Source organism: Streptomyces sp. NPDC006309 (assembly GCF_040613095.1).
Lineage (GTDB): Bacteria > Actinomycetota > Actinomycetes > Streptomycetales > Streptomycetaceae > Streptomyces.
The window spans coordinates 1-18,610 of sequence record NZ_JBEXRO010000037.1; the positions used below are offsets into that span (position 1 = coordinate 1).

Annotated in this window: 21 protein-coding genes; 11 read left to right on the top strand and 10 right to left on the bottom strand. The window is 73.4% G+C overall.

Annotation, left to right across the window (positions count from 1 at the left end):
- Positions 1–127: 127 nt before the first annotated feature.
- Together ABZ117_RS31735 and ABZ117_RS31740 are read right to left on the bottom strand one after the other, a co-directional pair.
- Positions 128–994 carry a transglutaminase-like domain-containing protein gene (locus tag ABZ117_RS31735; RefSeq protein WP_356825795.1) on the bottom strand — a complete coding sequence of 289 codons (867 nt, stop codon included), beginning with the start codon at positions 992–994 and terminating at the stop codon, positions 128–130.
- A gap of 54 nt (positions 995–1,048) precedes the next feature.
- Positions 1,049–2,161 carry a GNAT family N-acetyltransferase gene (locus ABZ117_RS31740; RefSeq protein WP_356825797.1) on the bottom strand — a complete coding sequence of 371 codons (1,113 nt, stop codon included), beginning with the start codon at positions 2,159–2,161 and terminating at the stop codon, positions 1,049–1,051.
- Between the two features lie 140 nt (positions 2,162–2,301).
- On the opposite strand from ABZ117_RS31740, the gene fdxA reads away from it, so the two are divergent.
- Positions 2,302–2,622 (top strand): ferredoxin, encoded by a 321-nt coding sequence (gene fdxA, locus ABZ117_RS31745; protein WP_121787075.1) that lies wholly within the window; start codon positions 2,302–2,304, stop codon positions 2,620–2,622.
- A gap of 129 nt (positions 2,623–2,751) precedes the next feature.
- Positions 2,752–3,849: a bifunctional succinyldiaminopimelate transaminase/glutamate-prephenate aminotransferase gene (locus tag ABZ117_RS31750; RefSeq protein ID WP_356825799.1), complete on the top strand. Its 1,098-nt coding sequence runs from the start codon at positions 2,752–2,754 to the stop codon at positions 3,847–3,849.
- A gap of 99 nt (positions 3,850–3,948) precedes the next feature.
- On the opposite strand, the gene ABZ117_RS31755 is transcribed toward ABZ117_RS31750, so the two are convergent.
- Both ABZ117_RS31755 and ABZ117_RS31760 read right to left on the bottom strand, forming a co-directional pair.
- Complete coding sequence (locus ABZ117_RS31755; protein ID WP_356825801.1) at positions 3,949–4,410, bottom strand: ATP-binding protein; 462 nt, start codon at positions 4,408–4,410, stop codon at positions 3,949–3,951.
- A 287-nt stretch (positions 4,411–4,697) separates the two neighbouring features.
- Positions 4,698–5,687: a heavy metal transporter gene (locus tag ABZ117_RS31760; RefSeq protein ID WP_356825803.1), complete on the bottom strand. Its 990-nt coding sequence runs from the start codon at positions 5,685–5,687 to the stop codon at positions 4,698–4,700.
- A gap of 93 nt (positions 5,688–5,780) precedes the next feature.
- On the opposite strand from ABZ117_RS31760, the gene dapE reads away from it, so the two are divergent.
- On the top strand, positions 5,781–6,860 hold the full coding sequence (gene dapE / locus ABZ117_RS31765; protein ID WP_356825805.1) for a succinyl-diaminopimelate desuccinylase: 1,080 nt from the start codon (positions 5,781–5,783) through the stop codon (positions 6,858–6,860).
- A gap of 103 nt (positions 6,861–6,963) precedes the next feature.
- Positions 6,964–7,722: a TIGR00730 family Rossman fold protein gene (locus ABZ117_RS31770; protein WP_356825807.1), complete on the top strand. Its 759-nt coding sequence runs from the start codon at positions 6,964–6,966 to the stop codon at positions 7,720–7,722.
- A gap of 76 nt (positions 7,723–7,798) precedes the next feature.
- Here the strand turns inward: ABZ117_RS31770 and folP are convergent, their stop codons facing one another.
- The gene (folP, locus tag ABZ117_RS31775; RefSeq protein ID WP_356825809.1) at positions 7,799–8,659 is read right to left on the bottom strand and encodes a dihydropteroate synthase; all 861 of its coding nucleotides are present in this window, start codon (positions 8,657–8,659) and stop codon (positions 7,799–7,801) included.
- A gap of 137 nt (positions 8,660–8,796) precedes the next feature.
- Here folP and ABZ117_RS31780 point away from each other — a divergent pair, with 137 nt between their 5' ends.
- Positions 8,797–9,153: a DivIVA domain-containing protein gene (locus ABZ117_RS31780; protein ID WP_356825811.1), complete on the top strand. Its 357-nt coding sequence runs from the start codon at positions 8,797–8,799 to the stop codon at positions 9,151–9,153.
- Positions 9,150–9,737, top strand: coding sequence for a DNA-3-methyladenine glycosylase I (locus ABZ117_RS31785; protein WP_356825813.1), 588 nt, complete (start codon positions 9,150–9,152; stop codon positions 9,735–9,737). The genes ABZ117_RS31780 and ABZ117_RS31785 overlap by 4 nt, the downstream gene beginning before the upstream one ends.
- 21 nt (positions 9,738–9,758) lie before the next feature.
- Here ABZ117_RS31785 and ABZ117_RS31790 read toward each other — a convergent pair whose 3' ends face one another.
- Positions 9,759–10,562 carry an enoyl-CoA hydratase-related protein gene (locus ABZ117_RS31790; protein WP_356825815.1) on the bottom strand — a complete coding sequence of 268 codons (804 nt, stop codon included), beginning with the start codon at positions 10,560–10,562 and terminating at the stop codon, positions 9,759–9,761.
- A gap of 374 nt (positions 10,563–10,936) precedes the next feature.
- On the opposite strand from ABZ117_RS31790, the gene ABZ117_RS31795 reads away from it, so the two are divergent.
- Positions 10,937–11,104 carry a DUF3117 domain-containing protein gene (locus ABZ117_RS31795; RefSeq protein WP_018544333.1) on the top strand — a complete coding sequence of 56 codons (168 nt, stop codon included), beginning with the start codon at positions 10,937–10,939 and terminating at the stop codon, positions 11,102–11,104.
- A gap of 147 nt (positions 11,105–11,251) precedes the next feature.
- On the opposite strand, the gene ABZ117_RS31800 is transcribed toward ABZ117_RS31795, so the two are convergent.
- The gene (locus ABZ117_RS31800; RefSeq protein WP_356825875.1) at positions 11,252–11,947 is read right to left on the bottom strand and encodes an O-methyltransferase; all 696 of its coding nucleotides are present in this window, start codon (positions 11,945–11,947) and stop codon (positions 11,252–11,254) included.
- Between the two features lie 235 nt (positions 11,948–12,182).
- Between ABZ117_RS31800 and sigE the strand changes: the two genes are divergently transcribed.
- The 4 genes from sigE to ABZ117_RS31820 all read left to right on the top strand — a co-directional run bounded on the left by sigE (position 12,183) and on the right by ABZ117_RS31820 (position 15,403).
- Positions 12,183–12,893 carry an RNA polymerase sigma factor SigE gene (sigE, locus tag ABZ117_RS31805; RefSeq protein ID WP_356825877.1) on the top strand — a complete coding sequence of 237 codons (711 nt, stop codon included), beginning with the start codon at positions 12,183–12,185 and terminating at the stop codon, positions 12,891–12,893.
- Complete coding sequence (locus ABZ117_RS31810) at positions 12,890–13,927, top strand: zf-HC2 domain-containing protein (RefSeq protein ID WP_356825817.1); 1,038 nt, start codon at positions 12,890–12,892, stop codon at positions 13,925–13,927. Before sigE ends, ABZ117_RS31810 begins: the two co-directional genes overlap by 4 nt.
- Before the next feature lie 113 nt (positions 13,928–14,040).
- A complete protein-coding gene (locus tag ABZ117_RS31815) occupies positions 14,041–14,496 on the top strand; it encodes a sec-independent translocase (RefSeq protein WP_356825819.1) in 456 nt (151 codons plus the stop codon).
- 241 nt (positions 14,497–14,737) lie between these two features.
- Positions 14,738–15,403 (top strand): hypothetical protein, encoded by a 666-nt coding sequence (locus tag ABZ117_RS31820; protein ID WP_356825821.1) that lies wholly within the window; start codon positions 14,738–14,740, stop codon positions 15,401–15,403.
- A 77-nt stretch (positions 15,404–15,480) separates the two neighbouring features.
- On the opposite strand, the gene ABZ117_RS31825 is transcribed toward ABZ117_RS31820, so the two are convergent.
- From ABZ117_RS31825 to ABZ117_RS31835, 3 genes are read right to left on the bottom strand one after another with little or no spacing between them, the layout of a single operon-like run.
- Positions 15,481–16,614: an Mrp/NBP35 family ATP-binding protein gene (locus ABZ117_RS31825; RefSeq protein ID WP_356825823.1), complete on the bottom strand. Its 1,134-nt coding sequence runs from the start codon at positions 16,612–16,614 to the stop codon at positions 15,481–15,483.
- Positions 16,615–16,656: 42 nt separating this feature from the next.
- Positions 16,657–17,262 (bottom strand): DUF1003 domain-containing protein, encoded by a 606-nt coding sequence (locus tag ABZ117_RS31830; RefSeq protein WP_356825825.1) that lies wholly within the window; start codon positions 17,260–17,262, stop codon positions 16,657–16,659.
- Positions 17,252–18,541 (bottom strand): CBS domain-containing protein, encoded by a 1,290-nt coding sequence (locus ABZ117_RS31835; RefSeq protein ID WP_356825827.1) that lies wholly within the window; start codon positions 18,539–18,541, stop codon positions 17,252–17,254. Before ABZ117_RS31835 ends, ABZ117_RS31830 begins: the two co-directional genes overlap by 11 nt.
- Between the last annotated feature and the right edge of the window lie 69 nt (positions 18,542–18,610).

An 18,610-nucleotide genomic window follows, 5' to 3' on the forward strand; every position in this document is an offset into this window, starting at 1 on the left:
CACCGGGCCCCGACCCGAGTACGTCCAGTACGAGAGTCAGGACCCGGCACGCCGAGAGCACGCACCTGACGCCGCAGAGCCCGCCCTCCGGGCGAGGCGGGAGTCTGACGACACGACCTAGCCGGCCTCAGTTGAGCTTGGACCGCGCGATGCGCGCCTCCTGCCGTACCTTCTCGGCGGCCGGCTCGTCGACCACCTCGATCAGATCGGCGTAGGTGTCCAGTTCGTCGGCGCCCGCCGTGAACCGGCCGCGCTGCACGAGCAGTTGTCCACGTTCGTAGCGCAGCCGCGCCGGATGCGCGGGGATGAGCAGCCCCAGTTCCACGGCCCGCAGGGCGACGTCCGAGCGTTCCGGCCGGGCCGCGGCCCACGCCCGGATGTTGTTCAGGACGCGCTGCACGACCTCCAGGGGCGCCGCCGGCTCCAGCGCGGACGGTTGCAGCGACGCCCCCGTGGCGCCCGCCACCAGCAGCTCGGCATCCGCCCCGGTCAGCACCCGGCCCTCGTCGAACGGATCGGCCAGCACCTGTTCCCCCGCCGACCCGAACCCGACCACGAAGTGCCCCGGCAGCGCGACGCCGTACACCGGGGCCCCGGCCCGGCGCGCGACCTCCAGCCACACCACCGACAGCAGGATCGGCAGCCCGCGCCGCCGCCGCAGCACCTCGTGCAGCAGCGAGGACTCCAGCCGCTGGTAGTCGCCGGGCGTCCCGCGGAACCCGTGGCGGGCACCGAGCAGCCGTTGCACGGCCTGAGCCCACGCGTGCGGGCCGCCCGGCCGGTACGGCAGCTCGCCCGCGAGCCGGTCCAGCTCCGCCTGCGCGGCGTCGATGCCGGCCTCGTCCAGGGAGCCGTCCGCCTCCGCGCCGATCAGCAGGCACAGGGCGGACAGGTCCGGCCGCTCGGACCGGGCCTCCTCGGTGAACCGCTGCCGCAGTTCGGCGGAGCGCTCCGGCGGCGGTGGGTACGGGGGCGGCAGATACGGGTGATGCATGGCAGGCTCATGCCCTTCCCACGGCGGTTCTACGAGCGTCTTCCCACGGCAGTTCTAAGGCCGTCCGGGAGCGGAGTGCGGCCGGGGGTCCGACGGCTCCCGATAGTGGTGGTACGCGTGGTGCGGTGTGAAGCCGAGCGCGGCGTACAGCGCCCGCGCGCCCTCGTTGTCCGTCTCGACCTGGAGCCAGGCCGCCGACGCGCCCTCGTCCAGCGCGCGCCGGGCCAGCGCGGCCATCACCTCGGTGGCCAGCCCCTGCCGCCGCCGGCCGGGGGCCACCTCGACCGCGGCGAACCCGGCCCACCGTCCGTCCACGACACACCGCCCGATCGCCGCCGGGGGCTCACCGGCCGCCGTACCGGGGACGGACGCGAACCACACCGACGGCCCTCCGCCACGCTCGGCCTCGCTCGCGCGGGGGGATCCGGACCCCAGCACCCGCAGGGCCGCCTCGCCCGCCCCCGCGCGCCCGTACCGCGCGAGCCACGCCTGGTCCACCGTCCGGGACAGCACCACACCCGCGCCCTCCGCCCGGTCCGCGACCGGAGCCAGGGCGCCGGTCCACAGCTCGGCGGTCACCTCCCGGGTCCAGCCGCGCCGCTCCAGCTCGGCGCTCAGCAGCTCCTGCGTGCCCTCGGCGCCGGTCGCGGTCTGCACGTAGGCGGGCAGGCCGCGCTCGCCGTACCAGCGTCGTACGGCGGCCAGGGCGGCGTCGAGGGGGAGGCCGGGATCACCGAGCGGCAGCACACTGTTGGCCCGCCGGGTGAAGCCCGTCCGCGGCCCGGGCGCCGGGCCCGGCCCGCCCGGCACGTCGTCCGCCGCCGCCCGCAGCTCCCACTCGCCGAGCCGCTCGCTCTCCACCGGCCGCCACGCGCGCGCGGCGATGTGCGCCAGCTCCGGGTAGGAGGCGGCGGGCCCCCGGCGGCGCGCCGGCGCGGCCGGGACGACCTTGCCCGCCACCAGCGCGGATTGCGGGATTCCGACCCGTTCCCCGTCCCGTCGTGTGATCATGAGCACGCCATCGTCCCATGATGTGAGAACACCGACCGTGTCGGTGAACTTCTCGGGCGCCGCACCGGGTTCGCCCAGGCGCCTGACGGAGACTCGTTTTCCCACGTCAGCTGGGGTGATACGGACTTCGAGGCGTCCACTCGCCGAGATTTCCACTGGTCAGTTCACCCCTCCTGTTCGGATCATGCTCCGGAACGGAGATACTAGGGGCGGGCATCGACGACGCCGCGCTCCCGCGCGCCAGGCGGCGGAGCCTGAGGAGGCCCGCCGGCGCCCTACCGAGGAGGAACGACAGCGTGACATACGTCATCGCGCAGCCTTGTGTCGACGTCAAGGACAAGGCGTGCATCGAGGAGTGCCCGGTCGACTGCATCTACGAGGGCCAACGGTCCTTGTACATCCACCCGGACGAATGCGTCGACTGTGGTGCCTGTGAGCCGGTCTGCCCGGTCGAGGCGATCTTCTACGAGGACGACACTCCGGAGGAGTGGAAGGACTACTACAAGGCTAACGTCGAGTTCTTCGACGACCTGGGCTCGCCCGGCGGTGCCAGCAAGCTGGGGCTGATCGAGCGCGACCACCCCTTCGTCGCCGCGCTGCCGCCGCAGGGCGAGTGACCGTCTGAGCGCCTGGCGGCCCTCGGGGGACCCCCGGCGCCGCCCCGGTCCCGTACGGCCCGATCGTCCCGATCACCGCCGTACGGGACCGAGGCGTTCGGCCGCCCCGACGAAAGTGAGCCACCCATCGTGTCCGCAGTCACCGACCGCCTTCCCGACTTCCCGTGGGACCGGCTGGCCCCGTACAAGCAGACGGCCGCGGCCCACCCGGACGGCATCGTCGACCTCTCCGTCGGCACCCCCGTCGACCCGGTCCCCGAGCTGATCCAGAAGGCCCTCGTCGACGCGGCCGACTCCCCGGGCTATCCGACGGTCTGGGGCACCCCCGCGCTGCGCGACGCGATCACCGGCTGGCTGGAGCGCCGCCTGGGCGCCCGCGACCTCACCCACCGCCATGTACTGCCGGTCGTCGGCTCCAAGGAACTGGTCGCCTGGCTGCCCACCCAGCTCGGTCTGGGCCCCGGCGACACGGTCGGCTACCCGCGCCTGGCCTACCCGACATATGAGGTCGGTGCCCGCCTGGCCCGCGCGGACCACGAGGTCTACGACGACCCGACCGAGCTGGACCCGTCGCGGCTGCGGCTGCTGTGGCTCAACTCCCCGTCCAACCCGACCGGCAAGGTCATCCCCCGGCAGGAGCTGGCCCGGATCGTCGCCTGGGCCCGCGAGCACGGGGTCCTGCTGGTCGCGGACGAGTGCTACCTGGAACTGGGCTGGGAGGCCGACCCGGTCTCGGTGCTGCACCCCGACGTCAACGGCGGCTCCTACGACGGCATCCTCGCCGTCCACTCCCTGTCCAAGCGCTCCAACCTGGCGGGCTACCGCGCGGCGTTCGTCGCCGGCGACCCGGCCGTGCTCGGCCCGCTGCTGGAGATCCGCAAGCACGGCGGCATGATGACCTCCGCGCCGACGCAGGCGGCGGTCGTGGCCGCCCTCGGGGACGACGCCCACGTCCAGGAGCAGCGCGCCCGCTACGCGGCCCGCCGCGAGGTCCTCCGGGCGGCCCTGCTGTCCCACGGCTTCCGCATCGAACACAGCGAGGCGAGCCTCTACCTCTGGGCCACCCGGGACGAGTCCTGCTGGGCCACCGTGTCCCGTCTGGCCGACCTCGGCATCCTGGTCGCCCCGGGCGACTTCTACGGCACGGCGGGCGAGAACTTCGTCCGCGTGGCGCTGACGGCGACGGACGAACGCGTCCAGGCGGCGGCGACCCGCCTGATGGCGTAGCCGCCGTAGCCGCCGTAGCCGCCATAGCCGCCACAGCCGCCGCACAGGCCGAAGGGGCCCAGGAAGGACCCTGGACCCCTTCGGCGCCGAGCCGGACGCTCAGCCGAGCGGCAGGCCCTTGGTCGGCAGGGACGACGTCGGCAGGGACGAGGTCGGCAGGCCGCCCTTGGTGAGCGACTCCGTCGGCAGCCCGCCCTTCGTCGCGCCGGCCGCGGCGTCCCCGAGGACACCGCCCGCGCTCCCGGCCACGTCCCCCGCGGCCTGCTGCGCCGCGGGCGCCGCCTTCTTCACGGCACCGCCGCCGGTCCGGCCCGCGGCCGGCACCGCCTGCTTGACGGCCTTGCCGCCGGTCTCGCCCGCGAGCGAGGTGGCGCCCTGCGCGGCACCGTCGACGGTCTTGCCGACCTGCGCTCCGTCCAGGGCGGTGAGGCCGCCCAGGTTCGGGGTGGCCGGGAGGTCCGTGGCCGCACCGGCGGAGCCGGCCGCACCGACCCCGGCAGCCGCTCCCGCTGCGACAAGCAGCGCGACACGGGCGATCCGGCGGGTCAGAGGGAGGGACATGATGCTCCATTCGACGGGAGGAAAACGGTGTGTCCGGGGCGGAGGTGTCCGGGCCCGTACGCCGTGACTACCGCTCGAGGGCCGCGAAGGTTGCGGACGGCCCGGGTAAAGAATGGATAACGCATCGCATTATCAGGTGTGGATAAAAACGGGCAAACAGTGTGGTCCGCGCGGTCCGCAGAAAGCTTCCGCCCCTTGCGTCCCAAGGGTTCTCCCGCCCCGCACCTTCCCCGGCCGGGCCGCCGGACGGCCCGGCACCGCGCAACCCGCCGGAGTGACCCGCCGAACTACTGTCCGGTCTCGATCCGCACGGCCCCCACGGCCCGCTCCGCGCCGCCGGCCCCCTGCGAACGGGCCCTGCCCCACGCCTCACCACCGCTTCCCGCGGTCCACACCCGCCCCGCGTACGACACCCGCCGGATGTGCAGCGCCGAGGAGTTGGCGACCGCCCACTGCGCCAGCTGCCAGCCCCGCGCCAGCTCACCGCGGCCGTTCGCGTCCCGCTTCGCGCCCCTCGGCACCGGGACGGTCACCGTCCGCCCGTGGGCGCTCGCCGTCACGCTCGGCGAGGGGGACGGCGACGGCACGGGCGCCCCGCCCACCTCCGCCCCGGTCTCCTGGAGCGCGTCGCGCCCGAAGTCCCGTACCAGCGCCGCCCGCACCGCGTCCGGTCCGGTCGCCGACGCCGTGCGCTCCGGGTGCCCGTCACAGGTCAGCGTGGCCGCCGCCCGTCCGGTCAGGGCCGCCGCCAGCAGCGAGGCGTCCGCCTCGTGCTTGGCGTACGCCTCCGGGTAGCCGCTGCGCTGCACCCGCTGTGCGGCCACCGTCAGCGGCAGGCCGGTGTAGTCCGGCACCTTCGCCAGGTGCGCGTAGAAGATGCCCGCCGCGTAGGCGGGGTCCATGATCTGCCGCTCGGTCCCCCAGCCCTGCGAGGGCCGTTGCTGGAACAGGCCCAGCGAGTCCCGGTCGCCGTGCGCGATGTTGCGCAGCCCCGACTCCTGGAGGGCGGTCGCCAGCGCGATCGTCACGGCCCGCTCGGGCATCCCGCGCCCGGTGCCGACGGCGGCGATCGTCGCCGCGTTCACCGCCTGCTCCGGCGTGAACTCGTACGACGCCCCGTCACCCGCGGCCGGGACCACCTCGCAGCCGCGCGCCCCGCCACCGGTGACGTACTGCACGACGAGGTACGCGGCGACACCGCACAGGACCAACAGGGCCGCCGCGACACGCAGGAGGCGGCCGCGGCGCTGCGGACGGGTGGGGGACGGCTCTGACACGCGTACAAGGTACTGGAGCCCGCCACCGGCCCGATCAGCGGTCGGCTCCGCGCGTCCGGCCGGCCCGGCGGACGGCGCGCTAGGGTCGTGGCCATGGCCGACACCTCGCTTGACCTCACGCTGGACGCCGCCGCGCTCACCGCGCGGCTCGTGGACCTCCCCTCGGAGAGCGGCACCGAGAAGCCGCTCGCGGACGCGATCGAGGCCGCCCTGCGCGCGCTGCCGCACCTGACGGTCGACCGCCACGGCAACAACGTGATCGCCCGTACGGACCTGGGCCGGGCCGAGCGTGTCATCCTGGCCGGCCACATCGACACCGTCCCGATCGCCGGCAACGTGCCCTCGCGGCTCGACGAGGACGGCGTGCTGTGGGGCTGCGGCACCTGCGACATGAAGTCGGGCGTGGCGGTCCAGTTGCGCATCGCGGCCACGGTCCCCGCCCCCAACCGCGACCTGACCTTCGTCTTCTACGACAACGAGGAGGTCGCCGCCGACCTCAACGGCCTCAAGCACGTCGCCGAGGCCCGTCCCGAGTGGCTGGAGGGCGACTTCGCGGTCCTGCTGGAGCCCTCCGACGGGGAGGTCGAGGGCGGCTGCCAGGGCACACTGCGGGTGCTGCTGAGGACCACGGGCGAGCGGGCGCACTCGGCGCGCGGCTGGATGGGCTCCAACGCCATCCACGCGGCGGCCCCCGTCCTGGCCCGGCTGGCGTCCTACGAGCCGCGCCGGCCGGTGATCGACGGCCTGGAGTACCGCGAGGGCCTGAACGCGGTGGGGATCAGTGGGGGAGTGGCCGGCAACGTCATCCCCGACGAGTGCGTGGTCACCGTCAACTTCCGCTACGCCCCCGACCGCACCGAGGAGGAGGCGATCGCGCACGTCCGCGAGGTGTTCGCGGACTGCGGGATCGCGGAGTTCGTGGTGGACGACCACAGCGGCGGCGCGCTGCCCGGCCTGTCCCACCCGGCCGCGGCGGCCTTCATCGAGGCGGTGGGCGGCCTCCCGCGGCCCAAGTACGGCTGGACGGACGTGTCCCGCTTCTCCGCGCTCGGCATCCCCGCGGTCAACTACGGCCCCGGCAACCCGCACCTGGCCCACAAGCGCGACGAGCGGGTGGAGACGGCGAAGATCCTGGCGGGCGAGGAGCGCCTGCGCGCCTGGCTCACCGCGTAGCGGCGCGCACGGCGCACGCGCGGCGGACATGCGTACGTCCCCCCTCCGTAACCCGCCTGGATCTAGGCTGACATCGAACTACCGGCAAGCGGAGGGAGCGCACATGGCTACCGGAAACCCCGAGGGGAAGAAGCAGCCGCCGGACGAGCAACGGCTCGGACCGGTCCTCCGACGGCGGGGACAGGTGACGGCCAGTACGACCGACCAGCGGCTGCTGGACGAACGCGCCCCCACGGACTGGGTGCACACCGACCCCTGGCGGGTGCTGCGCATCCAGTCGGAGTTCATCGAGGGCTTCGGCACCCTCGCCGAACTCCCGCCCGCCATCAGCGTGTTCGGCTCGGCGCGGACGGCGGTGGACTCGCCGGAGTACGAGGCGGGCGTCCGGCTCGGCCGAGGGCTGGTGGAGGCCGGCTGGGCGGTCATCACCGGCGGCGGCCCGGGCGCGATGGAGGCGGCCAACAAGGGCGCGTGCGAGGCGGGCGGCATCTCGGTCGGCCTCGGCATCGAGCTTCCCTTCGAGCAGGGGCTGAACGCCTACGTCGACATCGGCCTGAACTTCCGCTACTTCTTCGTCCGCAAGATGATGTTCGTGAAGTACGCGCAGGGCTTCGTGGTCCTCCCCGGCGGCCTGGGCACCCTCGACGAACTCTTCGAGGCCCTCACCCTGGTCCAGACCCAGAAGGTCACCCGCTTCCCGATCGTCCTCTTCGGCAGCGCGTACTGGGGCGGCCTGCTCGACTGGCTGAGGAACACCCTGATCGCCCAGGGGAAGGCCGCGGAGAAGGACCTGCTGCTGTTCCACGTGACGGACGACGTGGAGGAAGCGGTGGCCCTGGTCTCGAAGGAGGCGGGCCGCTGAGGACGGCCCCCCGGCCGGCGCCCCGCCCCGGGCCCGCTCTTGCGGGCGGCCCCGGGGCGGGGCGGGGCCCCTGGGACTACGCCAGGCCCCGGCGGGCCACCGCCGGTGGCCGGTGGCCGGCGATGGACGCCACCATGTCCAGTACCTGACGGGTCTCGGCGACCTCGTGGACCCGGTACACCCGCGCCCCGAGCCACGCGGACACCGCGGTCGTCGCGAGGGTGCCGATCAGCCGCTCCTTCACCGGCCGGTCCAGCGACTCGCCGACGAAGTCCTTGTTGGACAGCGACACCAGCACCGGCCACCCCGTGGCGACCATCTCGTCCAGCCGTCGCGTCGCCTCCAGACTGTGCCGCGTGTTCTTGCCGAAGTCGTGCCCGGGATCGATCAGCACCGACTCCCGTGGCACCCCCAGCGCCACCGCCCGCTCGGCCAGCCCCAGCGTCACCGCCAGGATGTCGGCCACCACGTCGTCATAGGTCACCCGGTGCGGACGCGTCCGCGGCTCCGCCCCGCCCGCGTGTGTGCACACCAGCCCGGCCCCGTACCGCGCCGCCACCTCCGCGAGCCCCGGGTCGACCCCGCCCCAGGCGTCGTTCAGCAGATCCGCGCCCGCCTCGCACACCGCCTCGCCGACCTCGGCCCGCCAGGTGTCGACGCTGATGACCACGTCCGGGAAGCGGCGCCGTACCTCGGCCACGAAACCGACCGTGCGCCGCGCCTCCTCCTCGGCCGTGACCTCCTCGCCGGGTCCCGCCTTGACCCCGCCGATGTCGATGATCGCGGCGCCCTCGGCCACCGCCTGCTCCACGCGCGCGAGGGCCGGTTCGTCGCGGAAGGTGGCTCCGCGGTCGTAGAAGGAATCCGGTGTCCGGTTCACGATCGCCATGATCACCGGCTCGTGCGGTCCGAATTCCCGCCTGCCCAGCCTGAGCATCCGCTGTGCCCTCTCCTAGTACGTCCCGCAGTACGGCCGCCTGCGACCCTAACCGCCGGGCGCGCATGGCACGATCGGACCCTGACACATTCAGCTTCCGGCACAGCGTCCGGTAACGAGCGTGGGGACCCCTCGCGATGGTGATGTTCTTGTTCCTGGTCGTCGCGCTGGCCGTCGTGGTCGCCGCGGTGTCCCTGGCCGTGGTGGGCGGCGGAGAGAGCGGCCCGCTGCCCGAGGCTGCGCCGGAGCGGCTGTGGGACCCGCTGCCCGCGGACCGCCCGGTGGGCCGCGCGGACGTGGAGACGCTGCGCTTCCCGCTCACCCCGCGCGGCTACCGCATGGCGGACGTCGACGACGCGCTCGGCCGCCTCGCCGCCGAACTGGCCGAGCGGGACGCCCGTATCGCCGACCTGGAGTCCGCGCTGGCCGGCGCGAGAGCCGCCGCCGCGCACGCCCGCACCGACAAGAGCGGCGGGGGGGAGGAGCAGCGATGACCGCCTCAGCCGCCCTGGCCGGACCGGACGGCGCGCTGCGCTGCCCCTGGGCCCTGTCCACCGAGGACTACGTGGCGTACCACGACGAGGAGTGGGGCCGCCCGGTCCGCGGCGACGACGCGCTCTTCGAGCGGATCAGCCTGGAGGCCTTCCAGTCGGGCCTGTCCTGGATCACGATCCTGCGCCGCCGCCCGGGGTTCCGCGCGGCCTTCGCCGGCTTCCGCATCGAGAAGGTCGCCGCCTTCACCGACGAGGACCGCGCGCGGCTGCTGGCCGACCCCGGCATCATCCGCAACCGCGCCAAGGTCGACGCGACCCTCGCCAACGCGCGCGTCCTCGCCGACTGGCGGGAGGGCGAGCTGGACGACCTCGTGTGGTCCCACGCCCCCGACCCGGCGGACCGCCCGGCCCCCAGGACCCTCGCCGACGTCCCCGCGATCACCCCGGAGTCCACGGCCCTGTCCAAGGCGCTGAAGAAGCGCGGCCTCAGGTTCGTCGGCCCGACGACGGCGTACGCCCTGATGCAGGCGTGCGGCCTGGTCGACGACCACCTGGAGACGTGCGTGGCCAGGGGCGCCCGCTGAGGGGCGTGGGACCGCCTCCGGTTACCGGCCGAGGTACTTCGGGCGCTCCTTGTTCACGAACGCCTGTACGGCGATGGCGTGGTCCTCGGAGCGCCCGGCCCGGGTCTGGAGCTCGTCCTCCTTCTCCAGCGTCTCGGCCAGCGAGTGCGTCAGCCCGTACGCCACCGCCTCCTTGATCGCCGCGTACGCCACCGTCGGCCCCCCGGCCAGCGCCCGCGCCGTCCGCTCCGCCTCGGCGCGCAGCTCGGCGGCGGGGACGACCCGGTTGGCGATGCCCAGCTCCAGCGCCTCCTGGGCGCTGATGCTGCGCGGGAAGAGCAGCAGGTCGGCGGCGCGGCTCGGGCCGATCACCCGGGGCAGGGTCCAGGAGACGCCGGAGTCGGCGGTCAGCGCCACACCCGCGAACGACGTGTTGAACGTGGCCGTGTCGGCCACCACCCGGTGGTCCGCGGCGAGCGCGAAACCGAACCCGGCGCCGGCCGCGACGCCGTTCACCGCCGCGACCACCGGCTTCGGCGCCCCGGCGAGGGCCCGCACGATCGGGTTGTAGTGCTCCCTGACCGTGCTCATCGTCTGCCCCGACCCGGTCTCCCGGTCATCGGCCAGCAGACCGATGTGCTCCTTGAGGTCCTGGCCCACGCAGAACGCCCGGTCCCCGGCGGCGGTCAGCAGGATCGCCCGTACGGCCGTGTCCGAGGCCGCGGATTCCGCCGCCTCCCGGAGGGCGGTCTTCGTCGCGATGTTCAGCGCGTTCATCGCCTCCGGGCGGTTCAGCGTGATCGTCGCGAGTCCGTCGCTCACCTCGTAGAGCACGGTGTCGGCCATGGGGTCCCCTCCGGTGTCGCGGCTGGTGACGTACCGCTCAGTACGCCCGCGTATGAGGACAGCATGACGGAGATCGCCGCCCGGGAGCCGGACCGGACGTGTGACCTGCGTCAAAGAAAAACACGGCGGAGCCGGCTGGCGGAGGTCCGTGCGGTGGCGCAGTATCGCAGTCACATCGCCGAATTGAGTGGTTTTGCTCGCGCGCGTTGCCCAAGCGATGCCGACCGATGTTGGTCATCGGGTCCTGCGATGCGGGATAATGGCCTGGAAGCAATGTGTTCGATGCCGGTGTCGCGTGTCCGTTCCGGACGGCGGGTGCCTCCCTCCGGGAGGTATCGGCAGACGATGAGCTGGTTTCAGGAAGGGGAACGAGCATGGCGGCCATGAAGCCGCGGACGGGTGATGGCCCGCTCGAGGTGACCAAGGAGGGGCGGGGCATCGTCATGCGCGTTCCGCTCGAAGGCGGCGGTCGACTCGTCGTCGAGCTGACCCCTGACGAGGCCGAGGCGCTCGGAGACGCGCTCAAGAAGGTCGTCGTCTGAGGTCCCAGCGATCAGTCCTTCCGGCTGCCCCGGCATCGTACGCGGTGTCGGGGCAGCCGCGTTCCAAGGCTCCCACCTGCGGTTCACCGCCCGGGGCGGCTGCGGCGGCGCCCTACGCGGAAAGGCTCGGGAGCCGGAGCGTGCCGCTCACCGCTTGACCGCGCAGAGCAGCCCGTCGCCCACCGGCAGCAGCGAGGGGATCAGCTCCGGGCTCTCCCGCACCGCGCGCAGCAGTTCCCGCAGCCGCAGCACCTCGGTCGGCTGCGGCCCCGAGTCGACGGTACGGCCGTTGGCGAAGACGCCCTCGAAGACGACCAGGCCGCCGGGGCGCAGCAGACGCAACGATTCGGCGAGATAGTCCAGGTACTCCAGCCGGTCCCCGTCGCAGAAGACCAGGTCGTAGCCGGCGTCCGCGAGACGCGGCAGGACGTCCAGGGCGGGGCCGGGGATGAAGCGGGCCCGGTTGCTGGCGAAACCGCAGATGCGGAAGGCCTGCCGCGCGGACTGCTGGTGCTCCGGCTCCGGGTCCACCGTGGTGAGCACCCCGTCCGGCCGCATCCCGTGCAGCAGATGGAGCCCGGACACTCCGCAGCCCGTGCCGATCTCCGCGACCGCCTTCGCGTCCACCGAGGCGGCGAGCAGTCCGAGCGCGGCGCCCGTGGCCGGCGACACCGAGCGCAGCCCTGCCTCGCGGGCCCGGTCGCGGGCCCAGCGCAGCGCTTCGTCCTCGGCGACAAAGGCGTCGGCGAACGCCCAGCTCGTCTGCCGGTTGCCGGTAATGACCCTCTCCTGTCCCCTGGTTGCCTGGGCGTGACTGTATCCGTTGGCGTCGGGAACCCGCAGATGGGACCGGGCGTTTACAGGGAGGAGCCGGTGGCCGGGGATGTGACGGGGGGCAGAGATGGCACAGGAGGCGGAGCAACTGCTGACGCAGCAGTATGAGCCGTATCAGCGTGTATCAAATTCTCGTAAAACCGCTTATCCGGAGCTAACGGGCGAGGTGGCTATGGTAGGGGCTCCACTGGACACCACCAGAGCCGACAGGGGAGGTGCGGCCGCACCCGGGGACCGGGCCGGAGTGCTGCGGCGCTTCCTAGGGTCGGCGGGCAGGCCGAAATCCGTGACCGACACCGCTGACAGCCACGCCTCCGGTCCCGCCGCGGGCAGGACCCAGACCGCCACCTTCGCCACCGACGCGGACGGGCAGGCGTGGACCCCGCCCACGTGGGACGAGATCGTCAGCACGCACAGCGGCCGTGTCTACCGCCTGGCCTACCGCCTGACGGGTAATCAGCACGACGCCGAGGATCTCACCCAGGAGGTCTTCGTCCGCGTCTTCCGCTCCCTGTCGACGTACTCGCCGGGCACCTTCGAGGGCTGGCTGCACCGCATCACCACCAACCTCTTCCTGGACATGGTGCGGCGCAAGCAGCGCATCCGCTTCGACGCCCTCGGCGAGGACGCGGCCGAGCGCCTGCCCAGCCGCGAGCCCAGCCCGCAGCAGCTCTTCAACGACGCCCACTTCGACGCCGACGTCCAGCAGGCCCTGGACACCCTCGCACCGGAGTTCCGGGCCGCCGTCGTCCTGTGCGACATCGAGGGACTGTCCTACGAGGAGATCGCCGCCACCCTGGGCGTCAAGCTCGGCACGGTCCGCTCCCGTATCCACCGCGGCCGGTCCCAGCTCCGCAAGGCCCTCGCGCACCGTTCCCCGGAGGCGCGCGCGGCCGAGCGGCGCTCCTTCCGCGCCCGGGTCCCCGCTCTGGGAGGAGGGGGCGCGACCGCGTGAGTGGATCTCGGCCGAAGCCTGTCGGGGAGCCGCACCTCGCAGAGCAGCATTTGGGAGACCGGCTCTCCGCCCTGGTGGACGGCGAGCTGGGTCATGAGACGCGTGAGCGGGTCCTCGCCCACCTGGCCACCTGCGCCCGGTGCAAGGCGGAGGCGGACGCCCAGCGCGCCCTGAAGAACGTGTTCGCGGAGGCGGCCCCGCCCCCGCCCTCGGCGAGCTTCCTGGCCCGTCTCCAGGGCCTCCCCGGGGGAGGTGACGGCGACGGCGGCGGCACGCCGTCCCCCGGGGGCGGACGCCACACAGCGGGCCCCGGCGCCGGAGCCTTCGGTGCGAGGCGCGGCGAGCACCTCCCGTTCGGGTACGCCCCCGCCCGCGCCCACGGCCGGCTGCCCGCCCCCGAGGAGCGCGCCGCCTCCGTGGACCGCGGCTTCCGCATCCATCCCGTCGGCCGCCCCGACGACGGCCGTCCGGCCTCGCGCGGGCTGCGGTTCGCGTTCGCCGCCGCCGGCGCTGTGTCGCTGGCCGCCGTCGCCCTCGGCGGCGTGACCACCGCCGTCCCCGGCGACCTGACCGCGGACGCCCGCGGTGGCCCCGGCACCGGCAGCGTGACGCCGGCCCGCTCGGCGGGCACCGGTGCGGGCGCGGCCACGCCGGACGGCCAGCGCCGCCGCCCGGTGGGACCGCTCTTCGCCCAGGGCGGTGCCCTGCTCGCACCGGCCCCGGCGGCCCCGACCTCCCTGTCCGCGCCGCTGCTGCCCGGACTGCCGTCCCCCGGCCCGGCGCAGGCCCGGACCGGTACGGCGGGGGGCCTGACGGTGCCGGTGCTGGCCGGCATGACCGCCGTGTCCCCGCTGATACGCCCGCTGGACCGGATCACGTCCTTTCCCGGCCTCCCGCTCGTCGACCGGGCGGCACCGCTCGGGGTCACGGGTTCCGGCCCGCTGTCCGCCGCCGACGCCGCCGTTCCCGACGCCGCCGCCGCCACTCCCGCCACGCCGTCCGCCTTCCCCGTCGGGCCCCGCCCCTCGCCCTGACCGGTCTTCGTGCCCCGGCACGGAACTGACCGAAGTCTCACCTCGCCGCGGTACCGGTCCGGCAGGAACGCCGGGTACCGTTGAGCGACCGAGGACATCGCAAGGAGCGTCAGGTGTTCAATGACATAGGGCCACTCGAGCTGCTCACGATCATCGTGCTGGCCGTGCTCGTCTTCGGTCCGGACAAGCTCCCCAAGGTCATCCAGGACGTGACGCGCACGATCCGGAAGATCCGCGAGTTCTCGGAGAGCGCCAAGCACGACATCCGCCAGGAACTGGGCCCCGAGTTCAAGGACTTCGAGTTCGAGGACCTCAACCCCAAGACCTACCTCCGCAAGCAGCTGGACAACGAGGACCTGGGGCTGAAGGAGATCCGCAACGGCTTCGACCTGAAGAAGGAGATGGCCGAGGTCACGGACGCGGTCAACGGCCGCGACAGCGGCTCGTCCACCACGTCGTCGTCCTCGTCGTCCACCTCCGTGCCGTCCGGTGGGCGCATCGACATGACCAAGAAGCCCGAGGTGGCCGGCGCGGACGAACGCCCGGTCTTCGACGCGGACGCCACCTGACGACCGCCTCCCCGCGCCGACACGCGCATGCGGGGGCATCCCGCGCACGTGACGCGTGTCATAGAGCGCACCCGTCGCACACGGCCTGAACAGGCCGTTCAAGCGACCCACGCGGCCGGTGCCTGCCCTGCCGCCGTCAGCGGTGTGGATATGCTGCCGAGTTGTTGTGCGGACCGGACGCGTACGCCCGAAGGGGGGCGGGCGACCCCGGTCCGACGAGAGCGAGGAGGCGTCCGGGCAGATGGAGACGACGAGTCGGGTGGGCGCGCAGCCGCCGGCCGCGGAGGGCGGACAGCAGCTCCCCTCCGCCCGGCGCACGGTCGACGGTTACCTGCGGGCGCCCTTCCCGTGGTACGGCCTCGACGAGGCGTTCGCGGGGCCGCGCTGGCTGATGCAGGTCGGCACGGCGGCCGACGGCGCCGTCGAGCACGGTTCGATCGGGCACGGCGACGAGCCGTCCGTGCGCGGTGATTCCGGTTCCGCCGGTGAACCGCGGGAGAAGTTCGCGGTCGTGGTGACCGTCGCCGCGCAACCGTCCCGGCGCAGCGCCGACGGCACGGGGCTGCTGGAGGCGACGTCGGTGTCCTCGGCGGCGTGGCTGGCCGGGGTGGGGCTGCTGTCCTTCACCTGGCCCGGGCAGATGGACCACACCCTGCGGGACGACTGGCTCGACCAGCAGACCGAGACCGCGTGGGCTCTGGCCGACGACCTCGACGGACCGGAGTGGTCCAGACTCTCCCTGCCGGTGGACGGGGTCGCGGCCTCGTTCTGTTACCGGGAGTCGGAGTTCGGCTGGGTGCTGGCCGGCACGACCGGGGCGGGCGTCCATCTGGGCGCGTACGGGCGGGGGATGAGCGCGTACGGGCTCGGGTTCGCCGTGGTGAAGGACATCGGCGCCTACGCATGACGAAGGGGCGCCGGCCGGAACCGGCGCCCCTCAGGCCGTGGAACACACGGAAGCCCGCCGTCCGCCGGCGGGAGCCGTCAGAACTTGTTCTTCGGCGTGATCCCCAGGGACAGCCCCGACAGCCCTCGCTGCCTGCCGCCCAGCTTCCCGGCGATGGCCCGCAGCGCGCTGCCCGCCGGGGAGCCGGGGTCGGTCAGGACGACCGGCTTGCCCTCGTCGCCGCCCTCGCGGAGGCGGACGTCGATCGGGATGCTGCCGAGGACCGGCACGGCCGTACCCGTCGTCCGGGTGAGGCCGTCGGCGACCCGCTGGCCGCCGCCCGTGCCGAAGACGTCGACCATCTCGCCGCAGTGGGGGCAGGGCAGGCCGGACATGTTCTCGACCACGCCGACGATCTTCTGGTGGGTCTGCACGGCGATGGAGCCCGCGCGCTCGGCCACCTCGGCCGCCGCCTGCTGCGGGGTCGTCACCACCAGGATCTCGGCGTTGGGGACCAGCTGGGCCACGGAGATCGCGATGTCACCGGTGCCCGGCGGGAGGTCGAGCAGGAGCACGTCGAGGTCGCCCCAGTAGACGTCCGCGAGGAACTGCTGGAGCGCGCGGTGCAGCATCGGGCCGCGCCAGACGACGGGGGCGTTGCCCGGGGTGAACATGCCGATCGAGATGACCTTCACGCCGTGCGCGGACGGCGGCATGATCATGTTCTCGACCTGGGTGGGACGGCCGTCGGCGCCCAGCATGCGCGGCACGCTGTGGCCGTAGATGTCGGCGTCGACCACACCCACCTTGAGGCCGTCGGCTGCCATCGCCGCCGCCAGGTTGACCGTCACGGAGGACTTGCCGACGCCGCCCTTGCCGGAGGCGACCGCGTAGACCCGGGTGAGGCTGCCCGGCTTGGCGAAGGGCACCTCCCGCTCGGTCTGGCCGCCGCGCAGGGCGTTCGCCAGCTCCTTGCGCTGCTCGTCGCTCATCACATCGAGGGTGACGCCGACGCGGGTGACCCCCTCGACCCGGGAGACCGCCTCGGTGACGCGCTGCGTGATGGTGTCGCGCATCGGGCAGCCGGACACGGTCAGGTACACGGTGACCGCGACCGCTCCGTCCGCGCCGATCTCCACCGACTTGACCATCCCCAGTTCGGTGATCGGGCGGTTGATCTCGGGGTCGTTCACCGTCGCCAGTGCCTCGCGCACCGCGTCTTCCGTAGCCATAGGACGATGGTACGGCGCGCCGAGGGGCCCGCGGGTAGCCCCTCAGCGGTCGTCTGCGTCACGTCCCGGCGACCGTTCCGCCCGCTCTGCCGGGAATACGACATGACTGTCGTGGCGTCTGCGCTCCTCCAGCTCCTTCACCAGGTCCTGGAGCTCCGAGCGGATCCAGTCCCGGGTGGCGACCTCGCCGAGGCCCATGCGCAGCGCGGCCACCTCCCGGGTCAGGTACTCGGTGTCGGCGATGGACCGCTCGTTCTGCTTGCGGTCCTGCTCCAGGTTGACCCGGTCGCGGTCGTCCTGCCTGTTCTGCGCCAGCAGGATCAGCGGGGCCGCGTAGGACGCCTGGAGCGACAGCATCAGCGTCAGGAAGATGAACGGGTAGTTGTCGAAACGCAGATGGGCGGGCGCGGAGATGTTCCACACCACCCACGCGATGATGACGATCGTCATCCAGACGATGAAGCGTCCCGTGCCCAGGAACCGGGCGATCCGCTCCGACAGCCGGCCGAAGGCCTCCGGGTCCCACTCGGGCAGCACCCGGTGGCGCGGCGTGCGCGGCTGGTCCAGCCGGGCACCGCGGGGCCGGCCGGCGGCCGTGGCGCCCGCCGGATGACGCTCCCGGGTCCCGGTCTCGCGCTCAGGAGCCATGCGTGGGCGCCTCCTCTCCCTCGTCCAGGTGGAACTCCGTCTCCCGCCAGTCGTCGGGCAGCATGTGGTCCAGTACGTCGTCGACGGTCACCGCGCCGAGCAGCGAGCCGGACTCGTCCACGACGGGCGCGGCCACCATGTCGTACGTGGCGAAGAACCCGGCGATGACCGGCAGCGCGGCACCCGGGGCCAGCGGCTGGAGGTCGTCGTCGACCAGCGAGCTGACCAGCGTGTACGGGGGGTCGCGCAGCAACCGCTGGAAGTGCACCGTACCCAGGTACTTGCCGGTCGGGGTCTCGTCCGGCGGGCGGCAGACGTAGACCTGGGCGGCGAGGGCGGGGGAGAGGTCCGGGTTGCGGACCCGGGCGAGCGCGTCGGCGACGGTGGCGTCCGGGCGCAGCACGATCGGTTCGGTGGTCATCAGACCGCCGGCCGTGTGCTCCTCGTACGCCATCAGGCGCCGCACGTCGGCCGCGTCGGCGGGCTTCATCAGGCTCAGCAGCCGTTCCTTGTCCTCCTCGGGCAGTTCCGAGAGCAGGTCGGCCGCGTCGTCGGGGTCCATCGCCTCCAGCACGTCCGCCGCGCGCTCCTCCTTCAGCTTGCCGAGGATCTCGATCTGGTCGTCCTCGGGCAGCTCCTCCAGGACGTCCGCGAGCCGGTCGTCGTCGAGGGCGGCCGCGACCTCGGCGCGCCGCTTGGACGACAGATGGTGCAGGACGTTGGCGAGGTCGGCGGGGCGCAGCTGCTCGAAGGTGGCGAGCAGGCTCTCGGCGCCCTGCCCGTGCTCCTCCAGGGAGAACCCGGTGACGGCCGACCATTCGGCGGTCAGCGTCTCGCCCTTGGCCCGCCGGAACGCCCCGGCCTTGCGTCCCTTGCGCAGGAAGACCCGGTCGACCTCCCAGTCCCGGCGGGCGGGCAGCTGCTGCACGGACACGTCGAGGACGGTGACCTCCTCACCGGTCTCCACCAGGGTCACGCGCCGGTCCAGCAGCTCGCCGAAGACCAGCCGCTCGGTGGGCCGCTGCTCGAAGCGGCGGACGTTGAGCACGCCGGTGGTGATGACCTGGCCGGACTCGACGCCGGTGATCCGGGTCATGGGCAGGAAGATGCGGCGCCGGGTGGACAGCTCGACGACCAGCCCGAGGACGCGCGGGGGCCGTCTGCCGACGCGCAGCATGACGACCAGGTCGCGGACGCGGCCCACCTGGTCGCCGGCCGGATCGAAGACGGGGACCCCGGCGATGTGCGAGACGAAGATCCGGGGGGCGCCGGCTGCCATGGCTCTGCTTCCTTTGCCTGGGAGTCGCGGGGGGACTGCTGGGGGTGTGATCTGCTCGGATCTACCCGC